The organism is Kitasatospora griseola, assembly GCF_044999035.1.
Taxonomy (GTDB): domain Bacteria; phylum Actinomycetota; class Actinomycetes; order Streptomycetales; family Streptomycetaceae; genus Kitasatospora; species Kitasatospora griseola.
This window is the reverse complement of the sequence record NZ_CP173360.1, coordinates 8295352-8319864: the sequence shown is the minus strand read 5'-3', so window position 1 is coordinate 8319864 and position 24513 is coordinate 8295352. Positions and strand designations below refer to the sequence as shown.

Genomic DNA, 24513 nt, shown 5'->3' with positions numbered 1-24513 from the left:
GGCGGGGAGCCGGAAGACCGCTCGGACGGCCGGATCGGCGTAGCAGCCGGTCCCGGCCAGGTAGGTCCTGGTGAGCCAGCCCTGGACGTCCAGGGCGGCGCGGTGACCCGTGCGAGTCAGCACGTCCAGGAGGCGTTCGTCACCGGGCTCGGGAGCAAGGTCGTTCAGCCGGCCGCCGTCGACCAGGCGCTGGATCTGGCGGCGACGGCGCCCGTACGCGCCGGGCACCAGGCTGGAGTTGGTGTCGCCTGTCGGGTCTGTCACCGGGCCGGCGTTCGCTCGGCGGCCTGCGGACAGAGATCGCGTAAACGGGGTGATGGGTGTCGGAGCCGTCGGACATCATCAGGGGATGTCGAACCGCAAGCCGCTCCCGCCGACCTACAGCGACCGCCTCCTGGAACAACTGGCCGCGATCGAGGAGGACTTCGTCGCCGTCCTCGAAGCGTCGACCATCCACTACGTGAACCCCAACCGTCGAGGCTCGATGATGCACACCTTCGGCGCCGCGAACTGGGGCTGGGGCCCCAGCACGCCCGAGGTCGAGCGGAAGCGGATGGCCCTGCTCGGCCGGCTGCGGGACTGGGAGCCGCGCTTCCGGCTCCTGTTCCCCCACCCGACCCCCGAGACCGCCAAGAAGCTCGACGAGAACCTCGGCCTCCTGCAGCGCTGGCTGATCCGCCCGGAGAAGCGCTACGACCACTCCGTTCCTCAGCACGTCCACCAGGCCGTCGACGTGCTGCACGCCACCGCGGTGCAGCTGCGCGGCCTGACCGAACTGCTGCCTGAGGACGAGTGGTCGGTGCGGTTGGTGGTGGACACCAACGCGCTGATCGACAACCCGGACCTGGCCGCGTACACGGCCGAGGCGGGCCCGCGGTACATCGCGCACCTGCTGCCGGTGGTGCTGAGGGAGGTCGACGACCACAAGCGGGGCGGCCGGACGCCGGAGCTGCGGGAGGCGGCGAAGAAGGCGGACCGGCGGCTCAAGGGGCTGCGCAGCAACGGCGGCGACGTGACCCGCGGCGTCCGGGTCGCCGGCGACGTGCACGCGGTCTTCGAGCACATCGAGCCGAAGTCGGACGCCCTGCCGGCCTGGCTGGACCTGGACGTCCCGGACGACCGGTTCGTGGCCTCCACTCTGCTGCTGCAGTCCCGTCATCCCGGCTCGGCCTGGTACGTGGTCACCAGCGACCTCAACCTGCAGACCAAGCTGGCCGCCGTCTCGCTGCCCTTCATCGAGTCCTGAGCGGCGGACTTCCCGCCCTTCGCTCAGGGGTGCGTTCAGCGCTGGCCGAGCCCGTCGATCAGCTTCGCGAGGTTGCGGAGAGCTCGGCTGGAAGCGCCCCGGGCAGCCAGGGCGCCCAGGACGGCCTCGGGGTCGAGCCCTTCCGAGCGGACCAGGTCCTGGAGGATGTGCAGGGCCTGCTGCTTGCCGAACGGGTCGCCGAAGCCGTTGTTCTTGTAGAGGTCCAGCCGGTCGATGGCCTTGGCGAATCCGGGACTGGCCTCTTCCGGGCGCTCGTCGGGCTTGGTCAAGTCGATGGCCCCGAGCGCGCTCGCCCAGCCCCGGAGCGCGAAGTCCTGGGTGCTCTCCACGACGGCCAACGACGACCCGCGAGCGAGGTGCGTAGCGAAGTCGAGGGTCTTCTCGTCGGGCAGGTAGGCCAGTACGGGTCCGGTACCGCGTCCGACACGATCGCGGGAGGCGCGTGGAGTCGTAACGGTGTGCTCGGCTGCGAAGGAGCGCAACGACGGAACCTGCTGCTCCACGCCGAAGGCGTTGAGCACGAGAACGCCCGAAGTCCGCTGCTCGGCACACTCGCGCCGTATCCAGGACACAGCCAGGTCGGCTGCCAACTCCGAGTCCCGCTCGGGATCGTCGTCCGGCACCCAGGCCGCCCGCACGATGCTGATCGCCACGGTCGACTCCCTTCTCTTCCGGAAGCAGGCCGCGCGCAGTGCGACCTGGCCGACCACGCTACGGTCCACCTCGGACACGTCGCTGTTCGTAGGCGCTGGTTGGAGCTGGCGAGGCGATCCTCGCGGCTCACTCGGCGCGCCGAAGATGATGGGCCGGGAGATCTCCAGGGCGGCGACCGTGTCCGGTTTCTGGCCGACAGTGGTGTAGCCGAATTCGGCGGGGAAGTGTCTGTTGCAAGGAATTCTTTTCCACCGTCCGGTCCGCTCCGGAATATGCCCGGATGGGATTCTTCTGCGGCACGTGGATTCCGGTAGGCGGCTCGGATGTGCTCCGCCCCGGCATGGAACCGATGGTTCCTTCGGCCTGGGATTAGGCGGGTTCCTCGGCTCGTTGGCACCGTCAGCCGGTCGCAAGATCAGCGGAGGTTGGACGGGGCCTCAGCGGAAACGGAGCTCCGAAGCCCGGAGAGCAGCCGCAGAGTTCTCGACAACTTGCTGTTGCTGCAAGATGGTTGAGTGCATCACGCCTCGGGGAAGCCCTGGTGCGGGCCTCCCCGAGGACGATGTCAGTTCAGGTCGAAGTCGTCGACGTCGTACTCGAAGTCATCGGCGGTGAATCCGCCGTATGCGCCGCCGTTGAAGTAGTCGGCGAGCGCTTCGCCGATCACCTCGCGCATCTCGCTCTCGTCCTTGGCGCGGGCCAGGGCCGCGGCCTGCTCGCCGGTGAGGCTGAGATGGACGTCGCGGGCCCGGACCGCGTCCGAGCCGCGGATGTCGAACGTGTGGGCGCGCCCGACCCGGACGGTGACACCGGAGTACGCGCCGAGCTTCTGCAGCTGCTTGGCCTTGCGCTCGCGGCCGCGCTCGGTGGTCTGCACATCGACCGCGTCCAGGCGCAGCTTCTCCTGGTGGCGCCCGGCAGGGTGGCGGGAGCCGTCGACCCAGCGCAGGACGGTACGTGGCGAGACGCCGTAGGCGGCCGCCATCGCCTTCGTGCTGCCGCCGTACCTGCGGTCGCGGACCTGCCCGGCCTGGGTGGTGGATTGCACCGGGGCCTTGCGGGAGGGGAACAGCGCCTCGCGGACCCGTCCGAACATGCCCCTGAATCCGCCGGCCATCAGCGCTCGCCTTCCTTCTGCTCGTCGGTGTCGGTGTCGGCGTTCTCAACGGCCGGTTCCGGGCCGGTGTAGGTGCCGTCGGTGGCGTAGTCGTGGGTGAGCCGGGAGGGGTGCTCGCGGCGACCCATCGCCTCCACCGCCTTCTGCAGCGGGATCGAGGCCTCGTGCTTGTGGCTTCCGGGCGCGATGCCCAGGCGCAGCGCGCCCGGCACCGGGGTGCCGTCGTCCTTCACCGGCAGGAGCTCGATCGGGGACGGGGCGTCGGCGGCGTACAGGTAGGAGTCGACGTTGACCGCGAACGGGGCCCGGCCGGTGAGCAGGTAGGTCTTGCGCATGCGGCGGTGGGCGGCGATCCGGGCGGCGGCGATGATGTGGAAGCGGATCTCGGGCCGGTATGACCAGGACCCGGCGACCTTCTCCAGCCACTGCTCGTCGTCGAGGTGGCGGGCGGAGTCGGACCACTTCCCGATCCCGCCCTTGTAGATGTTCTTGTACAGGCCTGCCAGGGTCAGCGCGTCGGCGCGCACCGGATCCTGGTCTACGTCCTTGTGCACCGCGTACGCGGCGAGGAACTCCTCGGGGGTCTGGCCGTCGGTGAGGCCGAGGTCGGCGTAGGCGCGCTTGTAGCCGGCGCGGATCCGCGTGGTCCACTCCTTGAGCAGCGGCGCCGTGTGCGTCGACAGATACGCCTCGGTGATCGTTGCCGGGTCGAAGCCGTAGGTGGAGGCCATGTAGGCGACGGTGGGGGTGGCGTACCAGCCCGGCCCGGTCGGCGGGCGGCCGTGGAAGGTCGCGGGGTGCGGCAGCGGTTCGTCCACCTCGATGCCGGTGAAGTCGCAAAGCCACAGGCCGGCGGTCTTGCCCTTGCCCCACGCGGGGTTGGTGACGTGCTCCAGTTCGCCGATCGGCAGGGGCAGGGAGTCGGTGACGGACAGGTAGGAGGCGCAGACGTCGACCGCGACCGCGAACGAGCGGCCGGCCTCGTCGTCGGTGAGCTCGCGTGCCCACCACTTGTAGTCCTCCTCCTCGCACACCGCCCGGCCCTTGGAGAGGAGTTCGCGGGTGAGGGGGTGGCGGGCGCCGGCCGCGATGGGCACGCACCGGTCCCCGGCCGGGAGGGCGCCGTCGCGCAGGTGCGAGGACCACTCGCCCGTCGCCTCGTCCTTCACCCACTCGACCCGGGGGCGGACGGCGTCCAGGAGCAGCATCGCGGTGGAGGCGGTGGTCGCGCCCGGGGCGACGCCGAGGTCGGCGGTGAAGGCCCGGTAGCGGCGGGCGAACGTCGCTCCGTCCCGGGCGTGGTCGGGGGCGGTGGCGAGCGGGGCGGCGAGCGCGCTGACGGCCTGCTGGCGGGCGTCGCCCTGTCCCAGCCACGGTGCGACGGTGATCTGCAGCGAGGTCTTCGGCCCGCCGGCCGACCCGGCGCGGCGGAACGCCCGGAAGACCGGGCCGATGTTCTCGCTGATCTCCATGCCGACCGTCGCGGCGGCCTTCGCGAGCTTCGCCTGCAGCGCGTTGAGCGTCTTGTCGGTGCTCGGGAGCGTGGCGGGCAGGCCGAGCTGCTTGAGGGCGGCGGCGGTCAGGCAGACCGCGCCGTCCCCGCCGCGGCCCTGCGGGTGGGCGCGCTCAACGCGCAGCGGCAGCCCTGTGCCCAGCCACGCGAACCAGTCGCCCAGCTTGGGCCCGGCCGGGGCCGGGAAGCCGGGGACGTCCAGCACCCAGCCGCCGTCCGGGTCGGCGTCCAGCGCCACCACCGGCACCCACCGCCCCGGCGTCGGCGCGGCCGGACCGGCGGCTGGAGCGGCGGCGCGCGGTGCAGCCGGGCGGCCCTGGGCACGGGCCGGAGCCGGGCGCTGACTGGACCGCGCCGGAGCAGGGGCCGCCGACGGTGCGGGCCGGGACGGCGGGGCAGCGGCCGGAGCCGGGGCGGGAGGGGCCGGTTCGACGGACTCGGCCTGGGCGGCCGGAACGTCGGCCACCGGGGCGGTGGCCGCGGGCGCCTGCTGCTCGACCTCCGTCTCGGCCGGGGCGGGAGCGGCGGGGCGGCAGAGACCACCGAGGTGCATCGGGCGTCCCTGGACGCGGTAGATCGCGGGCTGTCCGCACTGCACGCACGGCTCGGCCGGGCCCGTCACCAGCGAACCGTCCGGGTGCTGGTCCAGCACCGTCCCCTGCACCGGCGCGACGAACGTGGCCGGGGCGGGCGCGGCGGGCTGCTCGGGGGCGGGGAAGCGGGCGGCCAGGCCCTCCAGCAGGCGCATGTAGGCGGGGGCGACGTCCGGGCCCGGGTGGGCGCTGCCGTCCTCCCACTGCGACACCAGAGCGGAGTTGACGCGCAGCGCCGCGGCGATCTGCGCGGGCGTCAGCCCGGCCGCCAGGCGCAGTCGCTTGCGCTCCGCCGGGGCCGGAAGTCCGGTGCTCACGGCGGCGAGCAGCGCGTCCACGGACTCGAACAGCTCGTCGGACATCGGGTCTACTCCTCCTCGTCGGTGCTGGTGGTCGGGTGGGTGGTGACGTAGGCGATCGGGCCGCTGGAGACGGACGGCAGGCGGGTGCCGAGCAGCAGCTCGGCGAGGCGGGCGTCGTCCGCGCCTGCCGGTTCGGCGGCGTTGGCGGGGGCAGTGAGGTCGGTCAGGTAGCCGGCCAGGCGGGCGGCCGGGAAGCGGTGGCGGGCGGTGGTGCCGACCGTGCCGTCCGACTCCCACGGCGGCTCCAGGCCGGTCAGCACGGCGACGACGAACCCGGCCACCGTCACCGGCAGCACACCGCCGGCGGCGACCCGAGCCGGATCACAACGCCACCAGCCCGACAGCGCGGCCAGCAGCTGGTCCCGGTCCAGCGCGGCGCCGAAGCCGATCCACTCCCGGCCTGGCTCCTCGACCCGGGCCGGGGCGGCCACACGCAGCACCGCGATCTCGGATGCGCCGAGCGCGGTCAGGTCCGCGGTCGGGCGGGCCGCCAGTTGCTGGAGCGCGGCCAGCGGGAACACCTGCCGGCCGGTGTCGCGAACGCCGGGCACCGCACCGGTAGACATCAGCTTCTTCACCGTGGGGATCGAGCACTCCAGGGCCGACGCGGCCTGACCCGTCGTCACGAACACACCCACAACCTCCACGCCTATCGAACTAGCTAAAAGAACTAGGAGGACTCTACGCCTCCCCCACGACACTGTCCATGTCTTTCGAGTAAGTCCTACCAACGTGGCCGGTGGTCGGCCGAGGACGGGTCCGCTCCTCGGCCCCGCACGATCGCAAACAAGACGGCTTTGCACGAACCGCCGCCGACATCACCGCAGCGCTGCCATCCTGGGCCGGATCGCGTGATCACCCGCACACCGACCGTGATGGGGAACCGCGATCACACACCACCGAGGAGGGGGCACCCATGCTGACCAGGTACGTCGACGAGGGCGACGAGCTGCGCGCGGCGGCCGTCAAGAAGAACCTCAACTGCCCGCCCGACCTGGAGGCCGGCCAACTCAGCGTCGAGCGGATCGGCGACATCGCGGCGCTGGTGTCCGCCAGGCCCACCGTGTACGCGGCCAACCAGGAACTCCTGGCGCTGCTGAACGTGCTCCCCGAACCCGACGACTCGGAGTTCTGGTGGGCGATCCAGAAGGCATCGAACTCCCTGGACCTGCACCCGGGCAACCTGCCCCAAGGCGTGAAGCTGACGCTGATGCGCTCGGTCGAGACCGCCCTCGCCGGCCGCCTCCTCGCGGGCCTGACCGAGCTCACCGCCGAACAGCGGGTCGACGTGGCCCGCCTGATCGGCGAGCGCCTGGAGTTCCACGCCGGGAACGCGCTGCGGCTCGGCGAACTCTGGATCCAAGCCGCCGAAGCTGCCGCCTTCAAGGCCGTCGTGGCCGAACGCTTCCCCCGCACCCCGGAAGAGGCCGAGGAGTTCACCGCGGCCTGGAAGCGCGACTGAACCCCGCACCACCGGACAACGAGATCGGAGAAGCACATGATCGGCCGCCACTTCGCGCACTCCTTCTTCGACCAGGAGATCGTCGAGATCCCCCGGGAGACGCTGCGCGAGCTCGTCCAGGACGCCGCGATCCTCTCCCTGACGGACGAGATCACCACCGATGCCCGGGGCCGCTGGGAGCAGGGGGAAGCCACCTACGACAGGGCGCGGATCATCGCCCCCGACGCCTCGGTGAACCTCGCCTCCACGCTGCGGTGGCTGCTCGCCCGCCACCCGGAGACCGCCTCCGTCACCTACGGCGTGATCGCCTTCAGCGCCCGCGGGCAGTTCGAGATCCCGACGACCTTCACCGCCGGCTGGCTGGCCTCGAACATCATCTGGGGCGGCGGCAGCCAGGAGCCGCTCCCCGAAGGCCTCGACATCAACGCCTTCGTCCAGGCCGCCACGACCGACGAGGCCCTCAAGCAGCTGTAAGGCCGGCCGACGCCGCAGCCCGACCTACGGCACACGGCAGGCACCCGCGGGGCCACACCGGAGACAACCCGGTGCGGCCCCCCGAGCCACCTCGGCAGACTCGACGTCAGGAAGCCCGCATACGGCGCCGCCCCGCACCCCGGGCGCGCCTCTCAGGCCGCCGACGGGGAGCCCCGCCGCTCCCGCCAGTGGGCGAACAGCACCAGCCAGTGGTGCCGGGCCCGGCTGAACACCGCCCACCGCGCGTCCGGCAGGTCCCCGGCCAGGTCCTCCAGCACGATGCGCACCGCCAGGTCCATCCAGCCGGCCATGTAGCCGTAGCGCAGCAACAGCTCCCGCAGTTCCCGGTCGGTCGCCGGCAGCTGCTCGTCGTCGCGCCAATGCGCAGCACGGAACTGCTCCGCCGTCAGGGGCCGACTCAGCAGCACTGGCACCGCCAACTCGGCGAAGGCGCGGTCCCTGGCCTCGTAGCCGCTCGTGTCGGGCAGAGCCGCGTGCAGCGCCAGGTAGGCCTCCCTCGCACCTTCGGTGGATCTGGTCGCCGTGATGAGGCAGCGCGGCGCCGGGCTGTTCACGCCGTCGTCCGGCTCCCGGGTCATCTGCACCCACAACTGGGTGGGCGGCGCGGTCGCGGCGATCCGCTCCAAGTGGCGACGGGCCTCGTCGTCGTCGCACAACGGGCCGATCTTCGTCCACAGCGTGTCCCGCCCGGGCGGCCTGGCCGCCACCCCGGTCCAGTAGACGTGGGGCAGCACCAGCTGCTCGTTCACCCGGCGCAGGCGAGCGGCGTACTGCTTCGCGGTCAGCCCCAGGTAACCCAGGTCCCGGCGGTAGGCGGCCAGGTTGACCGACCCGTTCTTCCAGAACTCGTGATGCAGGTCCCCCGCCAGACTCTGGAACAACCGCTCCGGCAGGCGCAGCGCCGCCTCCAGCGAGCCCAGGCGCGAGTTGCACCGCCGACACAGGGCACCGCGAGCCTCGTGGCTGATGTGGTCGTGATCCACCTGGACCGAGGGCCGCCCACAGCGCAACTCGCACCACGGGCGCTCGGCGAGGAACGCGGCCTTGGCCTCGGGCGACATCCGCCGATAGTCCATACTGCACCTCCAGTGACGGGGAATGACTTTCCGTCACCACGCTGGCAGGTGGTACTGACGGCATGTCACCCATTCGGCCGGTGCGACACGCCGGGCGGCGACGACCAGGCCGATTCGTCGAAACGGCCTCCTACGTTCGAAGGCGGGGCGCGCCCACAGCGCCCAGGAAGGAGGAACCCATGACCCCCACCGAGGACAGGATCCACTGCCCGGCCTGCGGCTGCGGCCAGGGCCTGCACGGCCGGCGCCCAGCGCGCGATCAGATCCATCACGTCAGGTAGCTCTGCGGCATAGGCGGTGAGGATGGTGCCGTCCTGATTGCCGGACAGGTCGATCGCGAAGCGGGGCACCATGCCGTAGCGGTGATAGACCGTCATCTCCAGCGGAAGCTCCGCTCCTGTCCACATCCTGCCCGCGTTCATGTTCGAGCTAGTCCACGGCTCGAACCCGGCCTTCTTCAGCCCGGCGCCGCCGACATACCGCCACCCGCCCTCACAATCGGTGCGATGCGAGGAGCCTGCTCTACGGCGCGTCCTGGCGGCACGTCGGTCGGTGTGCTGAGGGAGAGAACCGGTTCGCCGGATACCCCGGCGGGTGTCGGGACAGACCCGTTGCCTGACCGCGATATACCGGGCAGGGTATGCAATCACCGTCACGGGTTGGTTTCAAGTGGAACCGTCAAGGGCCGGATTGGCGTAATGCGGTTCATTGGATCGGGCAGGATGTCCATCCATTGGATCTTGGAAGTGAAGGTCGGGCCGCGGGGGCGTCGACCGATTCACAGCCAGGGTCCCCATGTTCACCGCTACCCGTTTGGGGAAAATCAGCATGCGCTTCAACCGCCTGACCGTGGCCGCCGCCCTGGCCGCCTCCGCCCTCGCCCTCACCGCCTGCGAGCCGGACAGCTCCGGCACCGGTGCCGCCGCCCCGGCCTCCGCAGCCCCCTCCGCCACCGCGACCAGCATTGCGAACGGCGGCCAGAACCCCACCGCACCAGGCAACGCGGGCGCCGCCTCCCCCAACCCCGCCGCCAGCACCGGTAAGCCCGCGGGCGGGACCTCCGCCAAGCCGACCGGCGCGCCCGCCGACGACTGCTCCCGGAAGGGCGGCGTGGTGGACGGCGGCGCCGTCGTCGAGGCCGTCGAAGCCACCGCCGGCGCGAAGTTCGTCCTGAGAGCCCGTCCGACCAAGTTCGTCTGCGGTCCGAACGTCCCCGGCGAGCCCTACTTCGAGGCCACCGGCAGCACCGAGACGTACGAGTTCGCCCCGGGCGCCAAGGCGTACGTCCTGAACCAGGCCAAGCCCGAGCAGGCCTCCGTCGACTTCCTCGTCAAGCTCGTCCAGGGCTGCAAGGGCAGCGCCCACACCGCGCCCGCCCCCTACCTCTGCTACGCGAACCAGTTCATCGTGCAGTTCGACCAGCAGGGCCGGATCACCTCCGCGACCCAGATGTACCGCGCCTGACCTCGGCACCCGCACCCTGCCGGCAACGGACGACCACAAGCCGTCTCGGTCCGGAGCCCACACCAGACACCTCCGGCGCGGGCTCCGGACCAGGCCCGGCACCGCACTCCCCGGCCGGTCGGCCCTCTCAGCCCTGCCCCAGGGCGAAAACCCGCCTTCGGAGCGCGAGGAGACACAGGGGGCCGCCTGCTGCGCGACGACGAAGGCGCCTCGGATGTTGGTGCGGTGCAGGGCGTCGAGCACGGCGAGGTCGAGGTCGGCGATCGGCGACAGGGCGAGCCGGCCGGCGGAGTTCACCACGACGTCCACCCGCCGAACTCCCGCTCCGCGCGGTGGATGGCTGTCGGCCGGGCCGGCGCGCGATGCTGCTCGGCCTGGATCCGGCAGCCGACAAGTACGACCATGCCGCCGATACACCACCGACCCGGTCGCCGACCTCGGCCGCCAGCCGGACCGGCTGCGGCCCGACTGCTCAACACAGAGAACCGAGCCGGCCGCGCCCCTGGTGTTGCCTGGTTCGAAAGAGTGCTTGATTCACGCGCTCACCGTGTGCCGCGGCCGGTGCGGGGCGGCGGGGTGGCTTGCTGGAAGCATGATGAGAGCAACCGCCGCGCTGGCCGCGGCGCTGACCGCCGCCGCAGGCCTGACCCTTCCCGCGGCGGCCCGCCCCGACACCGCACCGACCGGCCGTACGGCCGCCGCACGGGCGGTGCCGGCGCCCACGGCAGACACCTCGGTCGTCACCGTACGGGTCGGCGGCGACCGCACCGGCCCCCGTACCGTCGGCCCGCTCGCCGGTGTGGAACTGGGCCTGTTCGCTGCGGAGTCCGACACCTCGCCGGTCAACACCAGCTGGGCCGAGTGCCTGTCCGACGCCGCCGGCGACTGCAGCTTCGTCGTCCCGGACACCGCCGCAGGCGGTGCGAACGCCGGCCGGAGCTTCTGGGTCAAGCAGCTCCCCGGCACCGCCCCCGCCGGCTGGTACGCCAACCCGGTCCTGCGCACCGGCCCCGGCAGCGGCAGCGGATCCATCGCCCAGACCTACGCCTTCCAAACGCCCGCACTGGCAGCCGACCAGACCTACTCCTCCACCGAGACCGGCCCGAACGGCTTCATGCTCAGCAACACCTACGGCACCAACTACCCGGCGTCCGGCGGCGTGTGGCAGAACTCGCGCACCAACCCGGAGCCCCCGGCCGGCTGCGGCATGGACGCGGCGATCCTCCTCGACCTCTCGGCCTCCGTGGGCTCCGCGCTCCCCCAGCTCAAGGCGGCGACCGACACCCTGGTGAACGCGCTGACCGGCACCCCCTCCCGGCTCGCGCTGTTCTCCTTCGACCAGGCATCGCCGTCCACGAGCGTGCTCGCCAACCACCCCGACCTGCACCCGGTCTCCACCCAGGCCGGCGCGGACGCGTTCAAACAGCTCTACGCCGACTGGACACTCGGCAAGGGCACCAACTGGGACCAGGGCCTGTGGGCCGTGGCCGAAGCCCCCGAGCACTACCAGGCCGTCTTCGTCATCACCGACGGCAACCCGACCCGCTTCGCCGACAACGCCCAGGGCGACGGCTCCAACACCCACTTCCGGGACGTCGAGAACGGCATCTTCTCCGCCAACGCCGTCAAGGCCGAGGACTCCCGGGTGATCGCACTCGGCGTCGGCCGCGGCGTCGAAGGCCTCTCCGGCCTCAACCTCCGCGCCATCTCCGGCCCCACCGGCTACGACGGCACCAACCTCACCACCGCCGACTACTTCCAGACCACCGACTTCGAGGCCGCCGGCCAACAGCTCCACGACTTCGTCCTCACCCGCTGCCGCGGCAGCATCTCCGTCGTCAAACAGCTCGTCCCCGCCGCCACCACCGGCGAGGACACCACCGGCGCCACACCCGCCGGCGCCGGCTGGACCTTCGACGCGACCACCACCACCAGCGGCATCACCGGACTGCCCGCCAGCGAGACCACCACCGACGACGGCACCGGCTCCGTCGCCTTCCAACCCACCTTCACCGCCACCACCAGCGGACAGATCACCGTCCAGGAACAGCAGCACAGCGGATACCAACTCGTCACCCCGGGCGGACGCAACGCCACCTGCACCGACCTCGACACCGGACAACCCGTCGACACCGCCAACACCGGCACCCCCGCCGCACCCGGCTTCACCGTCGACCTCACCAGCACCGACGCCGTCAGCTGCATCCTCTACAACAGGCCCACCGCCACCGACACCGCCGACGTCACCGTCACCAAGAGCTGGCGCATCAACGGAATCGAATACGCAGAGGGCAGCCAGCCGGACGGCTTCACCGCCGACCTCACCCTCACCGGCCCCGGCACCGCCCCCGCCACCCCCCAACCCTGGGGCGTGCCCCGCACCGGCTACCAGGTCGGACAGACCGTCACCATCGACGAGACCACCAGCATCACCGACCGGCGCTGCGCCCTCGCCTTCGCCCTCATCACCACCCTCGACGACACCCGCACCGCGCTGCGCCTGCCCCACACCGCGCTGCTGACGGACCGTCACCTGACGGCCCACGTCACCAACGTCGTGCTGTGCGTCAAGCTCCCCGTCCCGCTCCCCACCCCGACGCCGACGCCCACACCGACCCCCACTCCCTCGCCCACGCCCACGCCGTGCCCGAGCCCCGAGCCGTCCCACACCTGGTCGCGCCCCTCCGGCGACGACCACGCGGCAGGCCGACCCGACCCGCGCACCTGATCCCCCCTCGCGGGGGCCGGCCGGCAGCACCGGACGGCCCCCGCCAGCTATCCCCCACGCTCCGCCAGGACGCCGGGGAGCGTCTTTCGACGGCAGTCCGGACAAGACGCAGGTCGAGGCGCGACGCCCCACTCGCCGCGGTCGTCGCAGCCCCGCTCCCGGTCGTGCAGGGCATGCGGCAGGTCCTCCAGCGGGACACGGGCGTGGGTGGCGCCTTCGTAGCGTGTGGGCACTGTGCGTAGGGCGAAGTCCCGGGTACGGGCGCTCACCGAGTCCACCCCCTCCCCACCCGGCACCCGGCAGTTGGTCAGCTGCGAGCCGCCTTCAGCCCCCGAATTGCGGCGCGGGCGGGTCCGGCACGGCGATCTTCCGGCCGCCGACGAGCACGACCGCGCGCCCCGCAGGCCGCAGAGGACGGCCCCGAGGACGGCTGACGTCCCCCCGGCAACTGCGCATACCAGCACCGACCCACGGGTCCGCAGCGACACGGCCGCGTGTCCGCACTCCGGCGACGGAGAAGTCGGGGGCGCCGTGCGCGCAGGAAGCTCCGGCGGGACGCCGGCCGTGATGCCCGCCACGACGGCCGGCTCAACGCGCTCCCGGACGCCCCGGGGCAGCCGCAGCGACACGCCCGGGCCCCGGGGCGCTTCCGGCTCCGCCCGCACAGGTGCGCGAGCGGCCGCCGTTGCTCTCCTGCCACGGAGAGGCCCGGGGGCCCCGTGCAGCTACCCGTGCTGGAGGATCATGAACTGCTCCGGGTTCGGAAGGGAAACGAAACCCGCCTTGGAGTAGACCCCGTGGGCGTCGAGGGTGGCGAGAAGCACACGCTTGAGCCGGTAGGGGGCGAGATGGTCGCGGACGGCGCAGGCCATCCACGTGCCGAGCCCCTTCCCGCGGTGCGCGGGGGCGACGTACACGTCGCACAGCCACGCGAAGGTCGTCCGGTCGGTGACCACACGCGCGTAGGCGACCTGCGCCCCGGCCGGGTCGTAGACGGCGAAGTTCAGCGAGTCCCGCACCGACTGCTCGACCGTCCCCAGGCTGCGCCCCAGGGCCCAGAAGGCATCGGTGGACAACCAGTGATGGACCAAGGCGATGTCGAGGCGTTCGGGCGCGGTGGAAAGCTCGTAGCCGTCCTGTCGGTGCTGACTCATGAAAGCGGAGCCTATCGGCCGTCAGTTGGTTTTTCCAAGTGGCTACTTGGAAAAACCAATCCGCTGCGAGGTGCCGCCGAGCGCGTTGCGGGCGCCGGCAGCGGTCCGCCGCAGAAATCTGCTGCCCACGGACCCCCGGACGGCTGCGGCAGAGCGCACCCCGCTGGTCCGGCGCGGTGACACCCTGCCGGTTCTGACTCGGCGTAACGGCACCACGGCGCGGACCCGGCGGGAGTCGAACGAGCCGGGCACGTCGACGCCGCTCCTGACCGGCGGGACCTTGCGAGTCCTGCCGCAGCACGGTGGAGGCCTCGCCCATGCCCGCATCCAGCCCGAGCCCGCCCCCGACCGGAGCCGCCTCTGCGGCCGGAGCACCTCGTGGCAGGAGTCCGACGGCCGGGTCCACGGGCGGTGCTGCCAGCCGATGCGGTCTTCGAAGACGAGCAGCTCGGGCCACTGGGTCGCCGCGCAGCGCGGGGTGTTCGCCGACCTGGAGCAGGAGCGACAGGAGGACTTGCTGACTGCGATCGGCATCGAGGAGGGCCCGGACGGTGCTGGCGACGCGGCCGCGGTGACGAAGGCCCGGAAAGGCGTCCAGTGCGGGCCGGTCGAAGAAGGAGCCGGTCTCGCAGGCGGACCGGTTCGCGCTCGGGGTGGCCGCGCTCGCCCAGTTCGTCGCCGGGAAAGGCCGGGACAAGCCCGTCCCCCGGGCCCACGTGGAGGTTGCTGGAGCGGATGGTGGTCGGCCCCGACGCGGTGGAAACCACCGAAACCCCGGTGAAGTTGGGGAGCTGGAGGGGCCCCGGCTCGGTGAGCCCGGATCAGATCGGCGCCCTCGCTGGACGCGGCCTGCTGCTCGAGTGGCCGGCGCGGTGCGCCCGCGAAACGGCCCGCCACCCTGCGGGGTGGCGGGCCTCGCTGGTGCTGCCGGAGGCGCCGGCCGCGGTCTGCCGTGGGCTAGAAGAGCCAGCCCTGATAGTTCGAACCGTCGCAGGTGACGAGGCGGACGCCCTGGGACACGCTTCCGTCCAGGCACTTCCCGGACTGAACATGTCCGACCGTGTACCCGGGAAGGTTTGTGCTCCACTGCTGGTACGTCCCGCCGTCGCAGGTGACGAGGCGGACGCCCTGAGAAACGCTTGCGTCCAGGCACTTCCCGGACTGGACATGCTTGATCGTGGCGGACGGCGAAACGCTTACGATCCACTGCTGGTACGTCCCGCCGTCGCAGGTGACGAGGCGGACGCCCTGGGACACGCTTGCGTCCAGGCACTTCCCGGACTGGGTGTGCGTGATCTGGGTCTGGAACGTCTCCACAGTCGCTGATGCCGGCCCGACCTGCACGGCGCCTAGCCACGCAGCCGCCGCCATCAGCACGGCCGCACGACGAAGGACTCCTGACCGGGGGTTCCAAGGCATTCGTACTCCCTCCAAGCCGCCCAAACGGCGGACACTCCGTGATAGTGCGAGTGCGAATCTAGCGACAGCTTCCCGGATCAGACAGGGCGCACGGGCAGCAAGCCGAGCCTCAGGGCTTCGAGTTGACGCGCCGTTGTGCCCGCGAGCGCGCCCGTCCGGCTGGCTGCTGCGTGGTGTCTGACAGTTCAACCGCTCTGGGTGGTCGCCTTGGACTGGGCACCGGGGGTGGCGGGGAGGGGGGTCGAGCAGGCAGTTCCTCTGGATTGGATCACTGCGCAGGCTCGGGCGCCGGCGGGTGCCGGTGCCTGCACCATCTTGGTGTGGGCGGTGTGTCCGGACTGCTGGCCGTACTCCTCCAGTTCGGGCGGGCTGCCCTCGGTCCCGAACACCTGGATCCTGTCTCCCGGTGATCCGCCGTCCATTCGGGCCCAGCCCGCCCGGCAGGACGGGCTGTAGCGCAGTTCGACGTACACGCCGAAGTCCCGCCCGTCGGCGGTGGTGACGGCGTCGTACTGGCAGATCGTGTTCGAGGGGTCCTTGTGCAGGCAGGCGAGGCCGGAACAGGATGCCGTTGCCCTCGGCGACGGCGCTGCGGACGCGCCGGCAGGCGGGGCCGCCTGGTTCGTGTGCCCCGCCGGGTCGGAGGTGCCCCACACCGCATAGGCACCGCCGCCGGCGGCGACGAGTGCAAGGACGCCTCCGAGCCACAGCAGCCGCTGTCGGCGTGCAGGGGGGCGGGGGGCCTCGGCGCGTGCCCCGGGTTCGACCTGCTCGCCCCTCTCGCCGCCGCGGGCCTCCTGCTCGGCCCTCTCGCAGACGCCGAGCGCGTACTCGAGATCGGGCGCAGACCGGCCGTAGTGCTCGGCGAGGAGGCGAACGACCTTCCGTGGCGGAACCTGGGCACCGGTCTCATAGCGGGACAGTGTCGGCTGGGCCAGACCGACCTTCCTCGCCACCGCTCCCTGGGCGGGCTCGTCCAGAGCTCCGAGGCGCCACTTGCGCAGCAGTTCGGCCAACTGCACGCGTGCGGTGGTGGGCAGCTCGGACTCGTCGGCATCTCGGCTGTGCGGCATTGCTGTGTACCACCCTTCGCCTCGATCTGCGCATAGTCGCAGGTCATAGCCCATGTATAGACACGGATTCTTCCGCATGGGCCAACGGGGGCCACAGCGTAGAGACCTGACGATCCGTCATGCAAGAGTGATGGTCAGCCGGTGAGGACAGCCCGGCGACCTCCCATCCAATGCCTGCCGGGCCTGCTATGTCACTGCCCGATCGCAGACGCGTACCCGAAGGAATGACAGTGCAGAACGGAAAGCAGAACAACGCCTGCATCGGCCTCACCCCCTTTGCGTCCGGGCCCGTGCCGCCGCGGCCCGTGCCTCCCCCGTTCGCCCCTGCGCCGGAATTCGAACAGGCGCAGCCGTCCGCCGCTCCCGCCGCCGGCATGCCGCGGTCGGTGAAGCTCGCCCGGATCACCCTGATCGCGCCGACCGCGCTGAACCTGGTGCTGGCCGTGGTGGCGCTCCTGCAGGCCCAGGCGCTGCTCGACTCGCTCACCCCGTACCGCAAGGCCTGGTTCGCGGGCGCCATCAGCAGCCAGGCGCAGGCCGCGCAGGCCGGTGTGACCTTCGCGCAACTCGGCCTGGTGTGGGCCGTCGCCCACGCCGCTGTCGCCGTCGCCCTGGCGGTGCGGGCCGGCCGGGGCGGCCACGCGGTGCGCGCCGCGCTGGTCGTATTCGGCGGCTGGCAGTGCCTGCTGGGCTCCCTGGCCCTCGCCGTCAGCGGCGAGAACAGCGGAAGCGCTGTCGTCCGGGCGCTGATCGCCCTCGCACCCGGCGCCCTGCTCGTCTGCCTCGCCACCCGCCCCGACGCCGTCGCCTGGTTCAACCGCTCCCGCCGCTGAAGCCGGCCGAACACCCCGCACCCACGTCCCGTTCGGCCCCGGCACACCGCCGCCGGGCCCGTCTTACCCCACTTCGCCACACCCGGTGTGGCCCGCTTTCTTGAAGGACCGATCATGACCGAGCACACCGCCCGCAGCCTCGCCTCGTTCCTGCGGCGCTCCGAGAAAACCACCTCCGGTGCCGGTGTCGGCACCCTCGCCCGCAGCCGCCGGGGGAAGGCCGTCATCGCCGCGGCCGGCCTGCTGCTGGCCGCCGCCACCGCGAGCGCGAACGCCGCGGGCTCCTCCTCGCTCTCCTCGTGGGCCGACCGGATCGCGCCGGACGCCCGGCGAACCGTCGACATCTCCAAGCCCGCGACGCTCCGCGCCGGCTCGAAGGGCGAGGCCGTCAGCGAACTCCAGCGCCGCCTGGTCCTGCTGGGCAGCAGCACCACGAAGGTGACGGGCGTGTTCGATGCCGCGACCCAGAAGGCGGTCAAGAGGTTCCAGCGCGCCCACGCTCTGAAGGTCGACGGACTCGTCGGCCCGCGCACCCGGGCCGCGCTGGCGGCGGCGCCCGGCCTGCGGATCACGGGGAACCGGACCGAGCTGGCCCAGCAGATCATCCGCCGCCCCGGCATCACGGCGGACGACTTCCACTCCGAGCACAAGGGGCAGGACCCCCAGTCGTCCGCCCGCAGCAACATCCGCGACACCGCGGCAGGAAAGAGCGCGCTGACCAGCCGGTACGGCGACGCCCACGGCAAGCACGTGGACCTGGACACGGACATGCTGCGCGGCCTTCTGCAGCTCAACGCCAACCACGGGTTCGCACTCAACATCACCGAGCTCGCCGGCGGCGACCACAGCAAGACGTCCTGGCATTACACCGGGACCACCTTCGACGCCAACGAGATCGACGGAGTCCACGTCGCCATGTCCGGCAAGGGCAGGGAACTCGCCGAACGCCTCCAGAGCGCCTGCAGCTTCCTCGGCGCCACTCAGGTCCTCGGCCCCGGCGACCGCGACCACAACACCCACGTCCACTGCGGCTGGCCCAAGAACTGACACCAGCCGCCCGCAGGGGCCGGCACCTCGACCGGCCCCCGCGGGGCGGCAGGCCCCGCACCCCGCAGTACCCCTCGTTCCTCGCACGCGTACGGCACAGCCGCCCCACCACCGACCACAACGCCTAAGGAGTCACCGCCATGAAGCTCCCCCTGCCCAAGCACCGCGCCGCCCGAGCGATCGCCTCCACCCTCCTGATCGGCCTCGCCCTGACCGGGGCCAGCGTCGCCGCCCACGCCGACGACGCCCGCCGCACCAAGCACACCACCGCCGCGGCCGCCGACCACTCCTCCCCCAGGCAGGGAGACCGCGGCAAGAGCGTCAAGGACCTGCAGCGGCAACTGAACACGCAGGGCCACCGCCTGGCCGTCGACGGCATCTTCGGCCCCAAGACCGCCGCCGCCCTGCGGGACTTCCAGCGAGCCCACGGCCTGAAGGCCGACGGCACCGCCGGCTCCGACACCCGAACCGCGCTCCTCACCGCCGGCCACAGCATCGGCAAGGCCGGGTACTACTTGCAGTTCGACAAGAACGCCAAGAACCCCATGTGGTCCAAGCTCTCCCTCGTCCACGACGGCAGGGTCCTCAAGAGCTACCGGGCCGGATCCGGAAAGGGATCCACCGACGAGTGCGCCGGCAGCGAGGGATGGCTGCCCAGCGGCACCTACAAGGTCGAAGGCCACGAGACCGACCGCGGCACCGGCTCCCTCCTCACCGCGGTCAGGGGCTACGCCATCCAGCTCGAGGACAAGGCCTGCAAGCCCAAGCCCGGCCAGAAGCCGGTCACGCGCACCAATCTGTTCATCCACAGCGAGATGGGAAGCGACGGCGCCCAGGCTCCCGACCTCCCGTTCAAGGACGACGACCCCTGGCGGTGGAACGGCGACATGGACTACCAGTCCCTCGGCTGCATCAAGCTCACCCCCACCGACATCAAGGACCTCTTCTCCCGCCTCGACCGGGCCGGCTGGCCGAGGAACCTGACTCTCCACGTCAACTGACCCCAACCCCCTAGACGAGTAGTTCCGAAGTCGGTCAGTGGTCGTAGGCGATCAGTGAGCGGGTGACGGGTCGGCCGGTGGTGCGGTTGTGCCAGATCGCGCAGGTCATCGCTAGCAGGCGCTGGCCGACCCGGGCGCCGACGCCTTCGATGGTGCGCCCGCCGTGCTGTTCGAGGCCGAGTTGGCCTTTGAGGGTGTCGTTGACGGACTCGATCAGCTGACGGACGGACTTCAGCAGGTGTTCGCCGGGGCGTGGGGGGCTGGTCCGGTAGGACGGTCGCAGCAGGTGGGCGCCGTGCTGGTCGAGGAAGCGGTCGAGTTCGGCGGAGACGTAGCCCTTGTCGGCGAGGATCAGCAGGCCGGGCCGTTCGCGGACGAGGTCGGGTTCGGTCTCGATCAACGCGGCCAGCACCTCGCGTTCGTCGACTTTCGGGCCGGCCAGGGCCCAGGTGACGGGCAGTCCGGCCGGGGTGCACACGAGGTGGAGCTTCAGGCCCCAGAACCAGCGGGAGTGGGATCGGCTGTAGCCGTAGCCGGCCCATCCGGCGAGGTCGGAGCGTCGGACGGTGTCGCGGGAGCGGCCGCATTCGACCGGGGTGGAGTCGGTGATCCACACCGGGTCGGCCCACAGGTCGGTGGCCTTCGCGAGGTCGCGGACGGCCTGCTGGAGCAGGGGCCGGGCGGCACGCAGGCGCTTGTTGTAGGCCGGGCGCTGGGGCAGGTTCGGGAACATGCCGCGCAGGTGGGTGCGGGCGAATCGGATCCAGCGGGCCTCGGAGTGGTATCCGAGCAGCACTTGGGCCACGGCCAGGCAGACCAGTTCGGAGTCCGTCAGCCGCGGCGGGCGGCCCAACCCCCGTGTTCGGGGCAGGTGATCGTCGATTTGCACGTAGAGTGCGGTCAGGAGGGTGTCCAGCTCTTCGGTCGTCACAACCCGAATGTTGGACACCCTCCCTGCATGCCCGGAGCAGAACCGGCAAACCCAACCGACTTCGGAACTACTCGTCTAGCCCGGCTTCGAAGCGCGCCGGGACACGCGAGAAGCCGTCAGCGACACCGCTGACGGCTTCTCAGCGCCCCTGAGGACAGTGGGGGCCCCGGGGGGGCCGGGGCGCAGCGGCACCACTGACGCCCTGCCGGGGAGCCTGGGCGCACATCGAGGCGCTGGACGGGTGCTGATCGGCCGTCAGTGGCCTGCACAGCGGGGCGGGCCGGGGCGGTCGTCGGTGGAGGGGTCCTGAGCGGTGAGGTGGCCGAGGCCGAGTCGGCGCCGACCGGTGGAAGCGGCAGGGACGGCGTGGACGGCGTCCGGCTCCAGAGGTAGCCAGCACCGAGCCGGCGGCGGGCAGTCATGGACCCCAGTCTGCCCCCGCTCGCACCGGTACCCACCCGTCCCGGGCGGGTACCGGTCTGGCCCGCACCACCGCCACCTGGACGAACGGGCCGGGACAGTCCGCCGTCCCGGCCCGCTGTCCGACTTCCTCGCGGCGGCCCCGGGGTTGACGGGGCGTCCGTCGTCCCCGGTCCCGGACGGTGCTCGGGTCAGTTCAGGTCGAAGTCGTCGGCGCTGAAGCCGGCGTAGCCGCCTCCGCCGTTGAAGTAGTCGGCGAGGGCTTCGCCGATGATCTCGCGCATCTCGTCCTCGTCCTGGGCGCGAGCAAGGGCGGCGGCCTGGTCGCCGGTGAGGCTGAGGTGGACATCGCGGGCCCGGACGGCGTCCGAGCCGCGGATGTCGAAGCTGCGGGTCCGCCCCGCCCGGGCGCTGATCCCGGAGTACGCGCCGAGCCTGGCCAGTTGCTTGGCCTTGCGCTCGCGGCCGTGCCCGGTGGTATGCACCTCGACCGCGTCCAGGCGCAGTTTGTCGAGGTGGGTCGGGGCGGGGCGGCGGGTGCCGTCGATCCAGCGCAGGGCAGTGCGCGGGGACACGCCGTAGGCGGCGGCCATCGCCTTGGTGCTGCCGCCGTACTTCCGCTCGCGCACGTGCCCGGCCTGCGTCGTCGACTGCACCGGTGCCTTCCGCGAGGGGAACAGCGCCTCGCGGACCCGCCCGAACATGCGCGTGGAGCTGGTCATCAACGCCCGCCTTCTTGCCCGTCGTTCACGGTGTCGGTCTTCTCGGTGCCGTCGATGGCGTAGGAGCGGGTGAGCCGGGACGGGTGCTCGCGGCGCTCCATCGCCTCGACGGCGGTCTGGAGCGGGATGGACGCTTCGTGTCTGTGCGAGCCGGGCGCGATGCCCAGGCGCAGCGCGCCCGGTACCGGGGTGCCGTCGTCCTTGATCGGGAGGAGTTCCAGCGGGGTGGGCTGGTCGGTGGTGTAGAGGTAGGAGTCGACGTTGACGGCGAACGGTGCCCGGCCGGCGAGGAGGAAGGTCTGGCGCAGGCGGCGGTGGGCGGCGATCCGGGCGGCCGATGATGTGGAAGCGGATCTCCGGGCGGTAGGTCCAGGATCCGGCGGTCTTCTCCAGTCAGGTGTCGCCGTCGAGGTGGCGGGCGGAGTCGGCCCACTTGCCGATCCCGCCCTTGTAGATGTTTCCTGCACAAACCGGCCAGGGTCAGAGCGTCCGCACGCACCACGTCCTGACCCACCTGCTTGTGCACCGCGTCTGCGGTCCGAACGTCCCCGGGGAGCCCTACTTCGAGGCCACCGGCCGCACCGAGACGTACGAGTTCGCCCCGGACGCCACCGCATACGTCCTCAACCAGACCAAGCCCGAGCAGGGCCTCCGTCACCTCGTCAAGATCGTCCAGGGCTGCAAGGGCAGCGCCCACACCGCGCCCGCCCCGTACTTCTGCTACGCGAACCAGTTCACCGTGCAGTTCGACCAGCAGGGCCGGATCACCTCTGCGACCCAGATGTACCGCGCGTGAATCCCGGCCTCGTGCCCCGCCCCGTCGCCATGACCTCCGCACCGGTAAGTCCTGCCTTGCCTCCCGTGAACCTCCCGCACGCCCGCGCTCCACGCGGCCGGCTTCGGCACGGCGGTGCGGCAGCGCGGTTCGATCGCCAAAGCACCGCAGACCAGGCCGGTCGCCTCGGTGACAATGTGCGTTCCGGTCGTGGATATTGAAGGTCCTGCCCATAGAGCCGGCCGGCGCCTGAAGCGCCGCCGAGGCGAGCCGGACCCGGGATGACCCGCAGCGCCCCTCGCGGGTGCCGCGATCCGCTCACCGTCATCTACGGCCGCCCTCACCACGACGTTCCGGGCCCGGGCCGCCCCGGCCCCGTGACAGCGCCTCGCCCCGCCGAGCTCGTGCTCGACGGGGCGAGGCCGGCCCAGGAATCCCGACAGCGTCGAGATCCGGACCTTGCTGCAGTGATGTCAGATCTCCGTCCTCTCCCTGACACGGTCCAGGTCAGTGCGGAAGCGGTGCGCGGCGGTGAGGTGCTCCTGGTGGTTGCGGTCGACCTTGCTGTCCACTGCGGCGAGCATCACTTCCAGGCTCCGCACGCGGGCCTCCAGCGCGTCCAACCGGGCCAGGACCACGGTGCGCAGGTCCTCGGGCAACATGCGGGGATCAGCCCGAGATCTGCACGATGTCGGTGCCGGTGCTGGAGGTCACGCTGCCGCCCGAGAAGCAGGCGGTGAGCTGGGCGGCAAGGCGGATCTTCAGCAGATCGATCTGCTTGCCCGCGTAGTGCGCGCACCCGGCGTCGACCGTGCCGGAGTAGTGGGCGACCGAGTGGCCGGAGACGGTCTCACGGGTGAAGCTGCTGATCGTATAGGTGGACGTGCTCAGGTCCGACCAGGTGAGGGTGCCGGTCAGCGAGACGCTGCTGGTGGGACCGGCGCACGAAGTGGTGAAGGAACCCGACATGGAGTCGGTGAGCAGCGACAGCAGCGCGTTGTCCGCACACACGGCGCCGACGAAAGCCGCGGTGACATTGACGGTCTGGCTGGAGGCGGTGGAGGTGATGCCCGGGGAGTAGGTGGAGGTGGCGGCACCGGTGGCGACAAGGCGCAGGGACATGGTTTCTCCTGTGGCGTCAGGCGGTTGGGCCGTGAAGACCGTCCCAGCTTGCATGTGACCTGCGCCACACCTACTACCAGGTAGTGCACAATCGTTACTAAAAGTAGCTGAATAGTCATTCTGTATTCTTCGGAACGAATTCAGCCCAAAGAGCTTCCGGGCAAATCGCATGCCCAACGTCGCCTCTTCGGCGGAGGTGCTGGATGGCTGCGGGAGCGCGCTGCCGACGGAGGCGGACAGGTCGAGCACCACGGCGACGTCCAGGCCGCAGCCGACGGTGGGGACGGGGTTGGTCCGGGAGTCCTGCCACACGCCGCCGGAGGCGGTGTAGTTCGTGCCGTAGACGTCACTGATCATGAAGCCGTCGGGGCCGGTTCGGTCGACGCGTACGTCCGGCCGGCCGCCAGGGCCGGAGTCCGGAAAGTGTAAACAGAGGCGATCGAGTCGCTGCCGCTGCCCGGCCCGGTGCGCAGCACCGGGTTGGCGAACCACCCGGCGGGCACGCCGTCCGGGAGCTGCCGCACCCAGAAGCGCGCGCCCGCGTTGGCCCCGCCGTCTGCGGTGTCCGGCACGACGAAGGAGCAGTCCCCGTCCGCGTCGGCGACGCAGACGCCCCAACCCGGATCCACCGGGACGTCGGACGCCTCGTCCGCGTACAGGCCCAGCCGTACGCCGGCCAGTGGGGCCACCGCCTGCGCGGCCGTCCGGTCCCCGCCGGTCCGCACCGTCACCACGGAGGTCTCCACCCCGGGCGGTGGCACCGCGCGGCCGGCGAAGGGGGCGGCGGCGACCGTCGAGGCACTCAGGAGTGCCAGGACAGGTACGGCGACAGGCGGACGACGGAAGAAAGCTCGTATATCGGGCACCGACCCATCGTGGTCGCACACCGAATCGAATCGGTCGCTGCGCTCCGAGGACACGCCGATGGAGGTGCGAGCGTCAGCCGATGGCCGGAACCCCGATCGACCTCCCGGGAGGCGTCCCGGCCCGTGCGGCGCCCTCGACGTTCCGGCAGCACCGACGCACCGCCCGGGGTCTCGATCCCCTGAACGTCGTCCGGTTCGGCGTCCACAGCTGCAAAGCCGGCCAGCGGCTCGACCGCGCCGTCCCAGCGAAGCAGCAGGTTGGAGGCTGAATACGCCGGGCGCTTCGCCGGCCATGCCGCACCTTGGGAGCGCGGCGGTGGCCCAACAAGGTGCTGACCGTCATCGGGCCGCGGAAGCCGCTTGACGTCTGGTGGGCAGCCAGACGAGCATCTCGTCTGGCTGCCCGGCCTTCCCGGTTC

24 protein-coding genes and 2 pseudogenes are annotated in these 24513 nt (G+C 71.5%); 9 read left to right on the top strand and 17 right to left on the bottom strand.

Going from position 1 to position 24513, the window contains the following annotated elements; genetic code table 11:
• Nucleotides 1-264: pseudogene (locus ACI1MP_RS37115) on the bottom strand (hypothetical protein); the annotation flags it as partial.
• An 85-nt stretch (nucleotides 265-349) separates the two neighbouring features.
• On the opposite strand from ACI1MP_RS37115, the gene ACI1MP_RS37110 reads away from it, so the two are divergent.
• Nucleotides 350-1246, top strand: a complete 897-nt coding sequence (locus ACI1MP_RS37110; RefSeq protein ID WP_404870739.1) for a PIN domain-containing protein — start codon at nucleotides 350-352, stop codon at nucleotides 1244-1246.
• Between the two features lie 35 nt (nucleotides 1247-1281).
• Here ACI1MP_RS37110 and ACI1MP_RS37105 read toward each other — a convergent pair whose 3' ends face one another.
• The 4 genes from ACI1MP_RS37105 to ACI1MP_RS37090 all read right to left on the bottom strand — a co-directional run bounded on the left by ACI1MP_RS37105 (nucleotide 1282) and on the right by ACI1MP_RS37090 (nucleotide 6132).
• Nucleotides 1282-1998, bottom strand: coding sequence for a hypothetical protein (locus tag ACI1MP_RS37105; RefSeq protein ID WP_404870738.1), 717 nt, complete (start codon nucleotides 1996-1998; stop codon nucleotides 1282-1284).
• A gap of 488 nt (nucleotides 1999-2486) precedes the next feature.
• Nucleotides 2487-3038: a hypothetical protein gene (locus tag ACI1MP_RS37100; protein WP_404870737.1), complete on the bottom strand. Its 552-nt coding sequence runs from the start codon at nucleotides 3036-3038 to the stop codon at nucleotides 2487-2489.
• On the bottom strand, nucleotides 3038-5506 hold the full coding sequence (locus tag ACI1MP_RS37095) for a helix-turn-helix domain-containing protein (protein ID WP_404870736.1): 2469 nt from the start codon (nucleotides 5504-5506) through the stop codon (nucleotides 3038-3040). The genes ACI1MP_RS37100 and ACI1MP_RS37095 overlap by 1 nt, the downstream gene beginning before the upstream one ends.
• A 5-nt stretch (nucleotides 5507-5511) precedes the next feature.
• Nucleotides 5512-6132, bottom strand: a complete 621-nt coding sequence (locus tag ACI1MP_RS37090; RefSeq protein ID WP_404870735.1) for a DNA-binding protein — start codon at nucleotides 6130-6132, stop codon at nucleotides 5512-5514.
• 290 nt (nucleotides 6133-6422) lie between these two features.
• Here ACI1MP_RS37090 and ACI1MP_RS37085 point away from each other — a divergent pair, with 290 nt between their 5' ends.
• Both ACI1MP_RS37085 and ACI1MP_RS37080 read left to right on the top strand, forming a co-directional pair.
• Nucleotides 6423-6968, top strand: a complete 546-nt coding sequence (locus ACI1MP_RS37085) for a hypothetical protein (protein ID WP_404870734.1) — start codon at nucleotides 6423-6425, stop codon at nucleotides 6966-6968.
• 36 nt (nucleotides 6969-7004) lie between these two features.
• On the top strand, nucleotides 7005-7442 hold the full coding sequence (locus ACI1MP_RS37080) for a hypothetical protein (protein WP_404870733.1): 438 nt from the start codon (nucleotides 7005-7007) through the stop codon (nucleotides 7440-7442).
• A 152-nt stretch (nucleotides 7443-7594) separates the two neighbouring features.
• On the opposite strand, the gene ACI1MP_RS37075 is transcribed toward ACI1MP_RS37080, so the two are convergent.
• Entirely contained in the window at nucleotides 7595-8524 is a 930-nt protein-coding gene (locus ACI1MP_RS37075; protein WP_404870732.1) for an endonuclease domain-containing protein, read from the bottom strand.
• Nucleotides 8525-8604: 80 nt separating this feature from the next.
• Nucleotides 8605-8916 carry a hypothetical protein gene (locus ACI1MP_RS37070; RefSeq protein WP_404870731.1) on the bottom strand — a complete coding sequence of 104 codons (312 nt, stop codon included), beginning with the start codon at nucleotides 8914-8916 and terminating at the stop codon, nucleotides 8605-8607.
• A 451-nt stretch (nucleotides 8917-9367) separates the two neighbouring features.
• On the opposite strand from ACI1MP_RS37070, the gene ACI1MP_RS37065 reads away from it, so the two are divergent.
• The gene (locus ACI1MP_RS37065; protein ID WP_189278509.1) at nucleotides 9368-10003 is read left to right on the top strand and encodes a hypothetical protein; all 636 of its coding nucleotides are present in this window, start codon (nucleotides 9368-9370) and stop codon (nucleotides 10001-10003) included.
• Between the two features lie 180 nt (nucleotides 10004-10183).
• Here ACI1MP_RS37065 and ACI1MP_RS37060 read toward each other — a convergent pair.
• A pseudogene (locus ACI1MP_RS37060) lies at nucleotides 10184-10335 on the bottom strand (3-ketoacyl-ACP reductase); the annotation flags it as partial.
• Nucleotides 10336-10595: 260 nt separating this feature from the next.
• On the opposite strand from ACI1MP_RS37060, the gene ACI1MP_RS37055 reads away from it, so the two are divergent.
• Nucleotides 10596-12731, top strand: coding sequence for a hypothetical protein (locus tag ACI1MP_RS37055; protein WP_404870730.1), 2136 nt, complete (start codon nucleotides 10596-10598; stop codon nucleotides 12729-12731).
• 725 nt (nucleotides 12732-13456) lie between these two features.
• Here ACI1MP_RS37055 and ACI1MP_RS37050 read toward each other — a convergent pair.
• The 3 genes from ACI1MP_RS37050 to ACI1MP_RS37040 form a co-directional block, all read right to left on the bottom strand.
• Nucleotides 13457-13885, bottom strand: a complete 429-nt coding sequence (locus tag ACI1MP_RS37050; protein WP_404870729.1) for a GNAT family N-acetyltransferase — start codon at nucleotides 13883-13885, stop codon at nucleotides 13457-13459.
• Between the two features lie 957 nt (nucleotides 13886-14842).
• Entirely contained in the window at nucleotides 14843-15304 is a 462-nt protein-coding gene (locus ACI1MP_RS37045; RefSeq protein ID WP_404870728.1) for an RICIN domain-containing protein, read from the bottom strand.
• A 185-nt stretch (nucleotides 15305-15489) separates the two neighbouring features.
• Entirely contained in the window at nucleotides 15490-16377 is an 888-nt protein-coding gene (locus ACI1MP_RS37040) for a DUF2690 domain-containing protein (RefSeq protein WP_404870727.1), read from the bottom strand.
• A 230-nt stretch (nucleotides 16378-16607) separates the two neighbouring features.
• Here ACI1MP_RS37040 and ACI1MP_RS37035 point away from each other — a divergent pair, with 230 nt between their 5' ends.
• The 3 genes from ACI1MP_RS37035 to ACI1MP_RS37025 all read left to right on the top strand — a co-directional run bounded on the left by ACI1MP_RS37035 (nucleotide 16608) and on the right by ACI1MP_RS37025 (nucleotide 19258).
• Entirely contained in the window at nucleotides 16608-17210 is a 603-nt protein-coding gene (locus tag ACI1MP_RS37035; RefSeq protein ID WP_404870726.1) for a hypothetical protein, read from the top strand.
• Between the two features lie 114 nt (nucleotides 17211-17324).
• Complete coding sequence (locus ACI1MP_RS37030; protein WP_404870725.1) at nucleotides 17325-18257, top strand: peptidoglycan-binding protein; 933 nt, start codon at nucleotides 17325-17327, stop codon at nucleotides 18255-18257.
• Nucleotides 18258-18397: 140 nt separating this feature from the next.
• A complete protein-coding gene (locus tag ACI1MP_RS37025; protein ID WP_404870724.1) occupies nucleotides 18398-19258 on the top strand; it encodes a peptidoglycan-binding protein in 861 nt (286 codons plus the stop codon).
• Nucleotides 19259-19292: 34 nt separating this feature from the next.
• Here ACI1MP_RS37025 and ACI1MP_RS37020 read toward each other — a convergent pair whose 3' ends face one another.
• The 3 genes from ACI1MP_RS37020 to ACI1MP_RS37010 form a co-directional block, all read right to left on the bottom strand.
• Nucleotides 19293-20189: an IS982 family transposase gene (locus ACI1MP_RS37020; RefSeq protein WP_404870723.1), complete on the bottom strand. Its 897-nt coding sequence runs from the start codon at nucleotides 20187-20189 to the stop codon at nucleotides 19293-19295.
• 611 nt (nucleotides 20190-20800) lie between these two features.
• Nucleotides 20801-21331 carry a hypothetical protein gene (locus ACI1MP_RS37015; RefSeq protein ID WP_404870722.1) on the bottom strand — a complete coding sequence of 177 codons (531 nt, stop codon included), beginning with the start codon at nucleotides 21329-21331 and terminating at the stop codon, nucleotides 20801-20803.
• Nucleotides 21331-21798 carry a hypothetical protein gene (locus ACI1MP_RS37010; protein ID WP_404870721.1) on the bottom strand — a complete coding sequence of 156 codons (468 nt, stop codon included), beginning with the start codon at nucleotides 21796-21798 and terminating at the stop codon, nucleotides 21331-21333. Before ACI1MP_RS37010 ends, ACI1MP_RS37015 begins: the two co-directional genes overlap by 1 nt.
• On the opposite strand from ACI1MP_RS37010, the gene ACI1MP_RS37005 reads away from it, so the two are divergent.
• Nucleotides 21786-22127, top strand: a complete 342-nt coding sequence (locus ACI1MP_RS37005) for a hypothetical protein (protein WP_404870720.1) — start codon at nucleotides 21786-21788, stop codon at nucleotides 22125-22127. The two genes, ACI1MP_RS37010 and ACI1MP_RS37005, sit on opposite strands and share 13 nt — an antisense overlap.
• A gap of 452 nt (nucleotides 22128-22579) precedes the next feature.
• Here the strand turns inward: ACI1MP_RS37005 and ACI1MP_RS37000 are convergent, their stop codons facing one another.
• From ACI1MP_RS37000 to ACI1MP_RS36990, 3 genes are all read right to left on the bottom strand, one after another.
• The gene (locus ACI1MP_RS37000; RefSeq protein WP_404870719.1) at nucleotides 22580-22768 is read right to left on the bottom strand and encodes a hypothetical protein; all 189 of its coding nucleotides are present in this window, start codon (nucleotides 22766-22768) and stop codon (nucleotides 22580-22582) included.
• Nucleotides 22769-22775: 7 nt separating this feature from the next.
• Nucleotides 22776-23228 carry a hypothetical protein gene (locus ACI1MP_RS36995; RefSeq protein WP_043907124.1) on the bottom strand — a complete coding sequence of 151 codons (453 nt, stop codon included), beginning with the start codon at nucleotides 23226-23228 and terminating at the stop codon, nucleotides 22776-22778.
• 353 nt (nucleotides 23229-23581) lie between these two features.
• The gene (locus ACI1MP_RS36990) at nucleotides 23582-23962 is read right to left on the bottom strand and encodes a hypothetical protein (protein ID WP_404870718.1); all 381 of its coding nucleotides are present in this window, start codon (nucleotides 23960-23962) and stop codon (nucleotides 23582-23584) included.
• Nucleotides 23963-24513 lie beyond the last annotated feature (551 nt).

Coding starts and splice junctions, on each gene's coding strand:
- ACI1MP_RS37085 (WP_404870734.1), top strand. CDS start 6,423: ATGCTGACCAGGTACGTCGACGAGGGCGACGAGCTGCGCGCGGCGGCC.
- ACI1MP_RS37080 (WP_404870733.1), top strand. CDS start 7,005: ATGATCGGCCGCCACTTCGCGCACTCCTTCTTCGACCAGGAGATCGTC.
- ACI1MP_RS37050 (WP_404870729.1), bottom strand. CDS start 13,885: ATGAGTCAGCACCGACAGGACGGCTACGAGCTTTCCACCGCGCCCGAA.
- ACI1MP_RS37100 (WP_404870737.1), bottom strand. CDS start 3,038: ATGGCCGGCGGATTCAGGGGCATGTTCGGACGGGTCCGCGAGGCGCTG.
- ACI1MP_RS37025 (WP_404870724.1), top strand. CDS start 18,398: ATGAAGCTCCCCCTGCCCAAGCACCGCGCCGCCCGAGCGATCGCCTCC.
- ACI1MP_RS36995 (WP_043907124.1), bottom strand. CDS start 23,228: ATGTCCCTGCGCCTTGTCGCCACCGGTGCCGCCACCTCCACCTACTCC.
- ACI1MP_RS37000 (WP_404870719.1), bottom strand. CDS start 22,768: ATGTTGCCCGAGGACCTGCGCACCGTGGTCCTGGCCCGGTTGGACGCG.
- ACI1MP_RS37045 (WP_404870728.1), bottom strand. CDS start 15,304: ATGCCTTGGAACCCCCGGTCAGGAGTCCTTCGTCGTGCGGCCGTGCTG.
- ACI1MP_RS37040 (WP_404870727.1), bottom strand. CDS start 16,377: ATGCCGCACAGCCGAGATGCCGACGAGTCCGAGCTGCCCACCACCGCA.
- ACI1MP_RS37070 (WP_404870731.1), bottom strand. CDS start 8,916: ATGACGGTCTATCACCGCTACGGCATGGTGCCCCGCTTCGCGATCGAC.
- ACI1MP_RS37095 (WP_404870736.1), bottom strand. CDS start 5,506: ATGTCCGACGAGCTGTTCGAGTCCGTGGACGCGCTGCTCGCCGCCGTG.
- ACI1MP_RS37110 (WP_404870739.1), top strand. CDS start 350: ATGTCGAACCGCAAGCCGCTCCCGCCGACCTACAGCGACCGCCTCCTG.
- ACI1MP_RS37030 (WP_404870725.1), top strand. CDS start 17,325: ATGACCGAGCACACCGCCCGCAGCCTCGCCTCGTTCCTGCGGCGCTCC.
- ACI1MP_RS37055 (WP_404870730.1), top strand. CDS start 10,596: ATGATGAGAGCAACCGCCGCGCTGGCCGCGGCGCTGACCGCCGCCGCA.
- ACI1MP_RS37075 (WP_404870732.1), bottom strand. CDS start 8,524: ATGTCGCCCGAGGCCAAGGCCGCGTTCCTCGCCGAGCGCCCGTGGTGC.
- ACI1MP_RS37005 (WP_404870720.1), top strand. CDS start 21,786: ATGTTTCCTGCACAAACCGGCCAGGGTCAGAGCGTCCGCACGCACCAC.
- ACI1MP_RS37065 (WP_189278509.1), top strand. CDS start 9,368: ATGCGCTTCAACCGCCTGACCGTGGCCGCCGCCCTGGCCGCCTCCGCC.
- ACI1MP_RS37015 (WP_404870722.1), bottom strand. CDS start 21,331: ATGACCAGCTCCACGCGCATGTTCGGGCGGGTCCGCGAGGCGCTGTTC.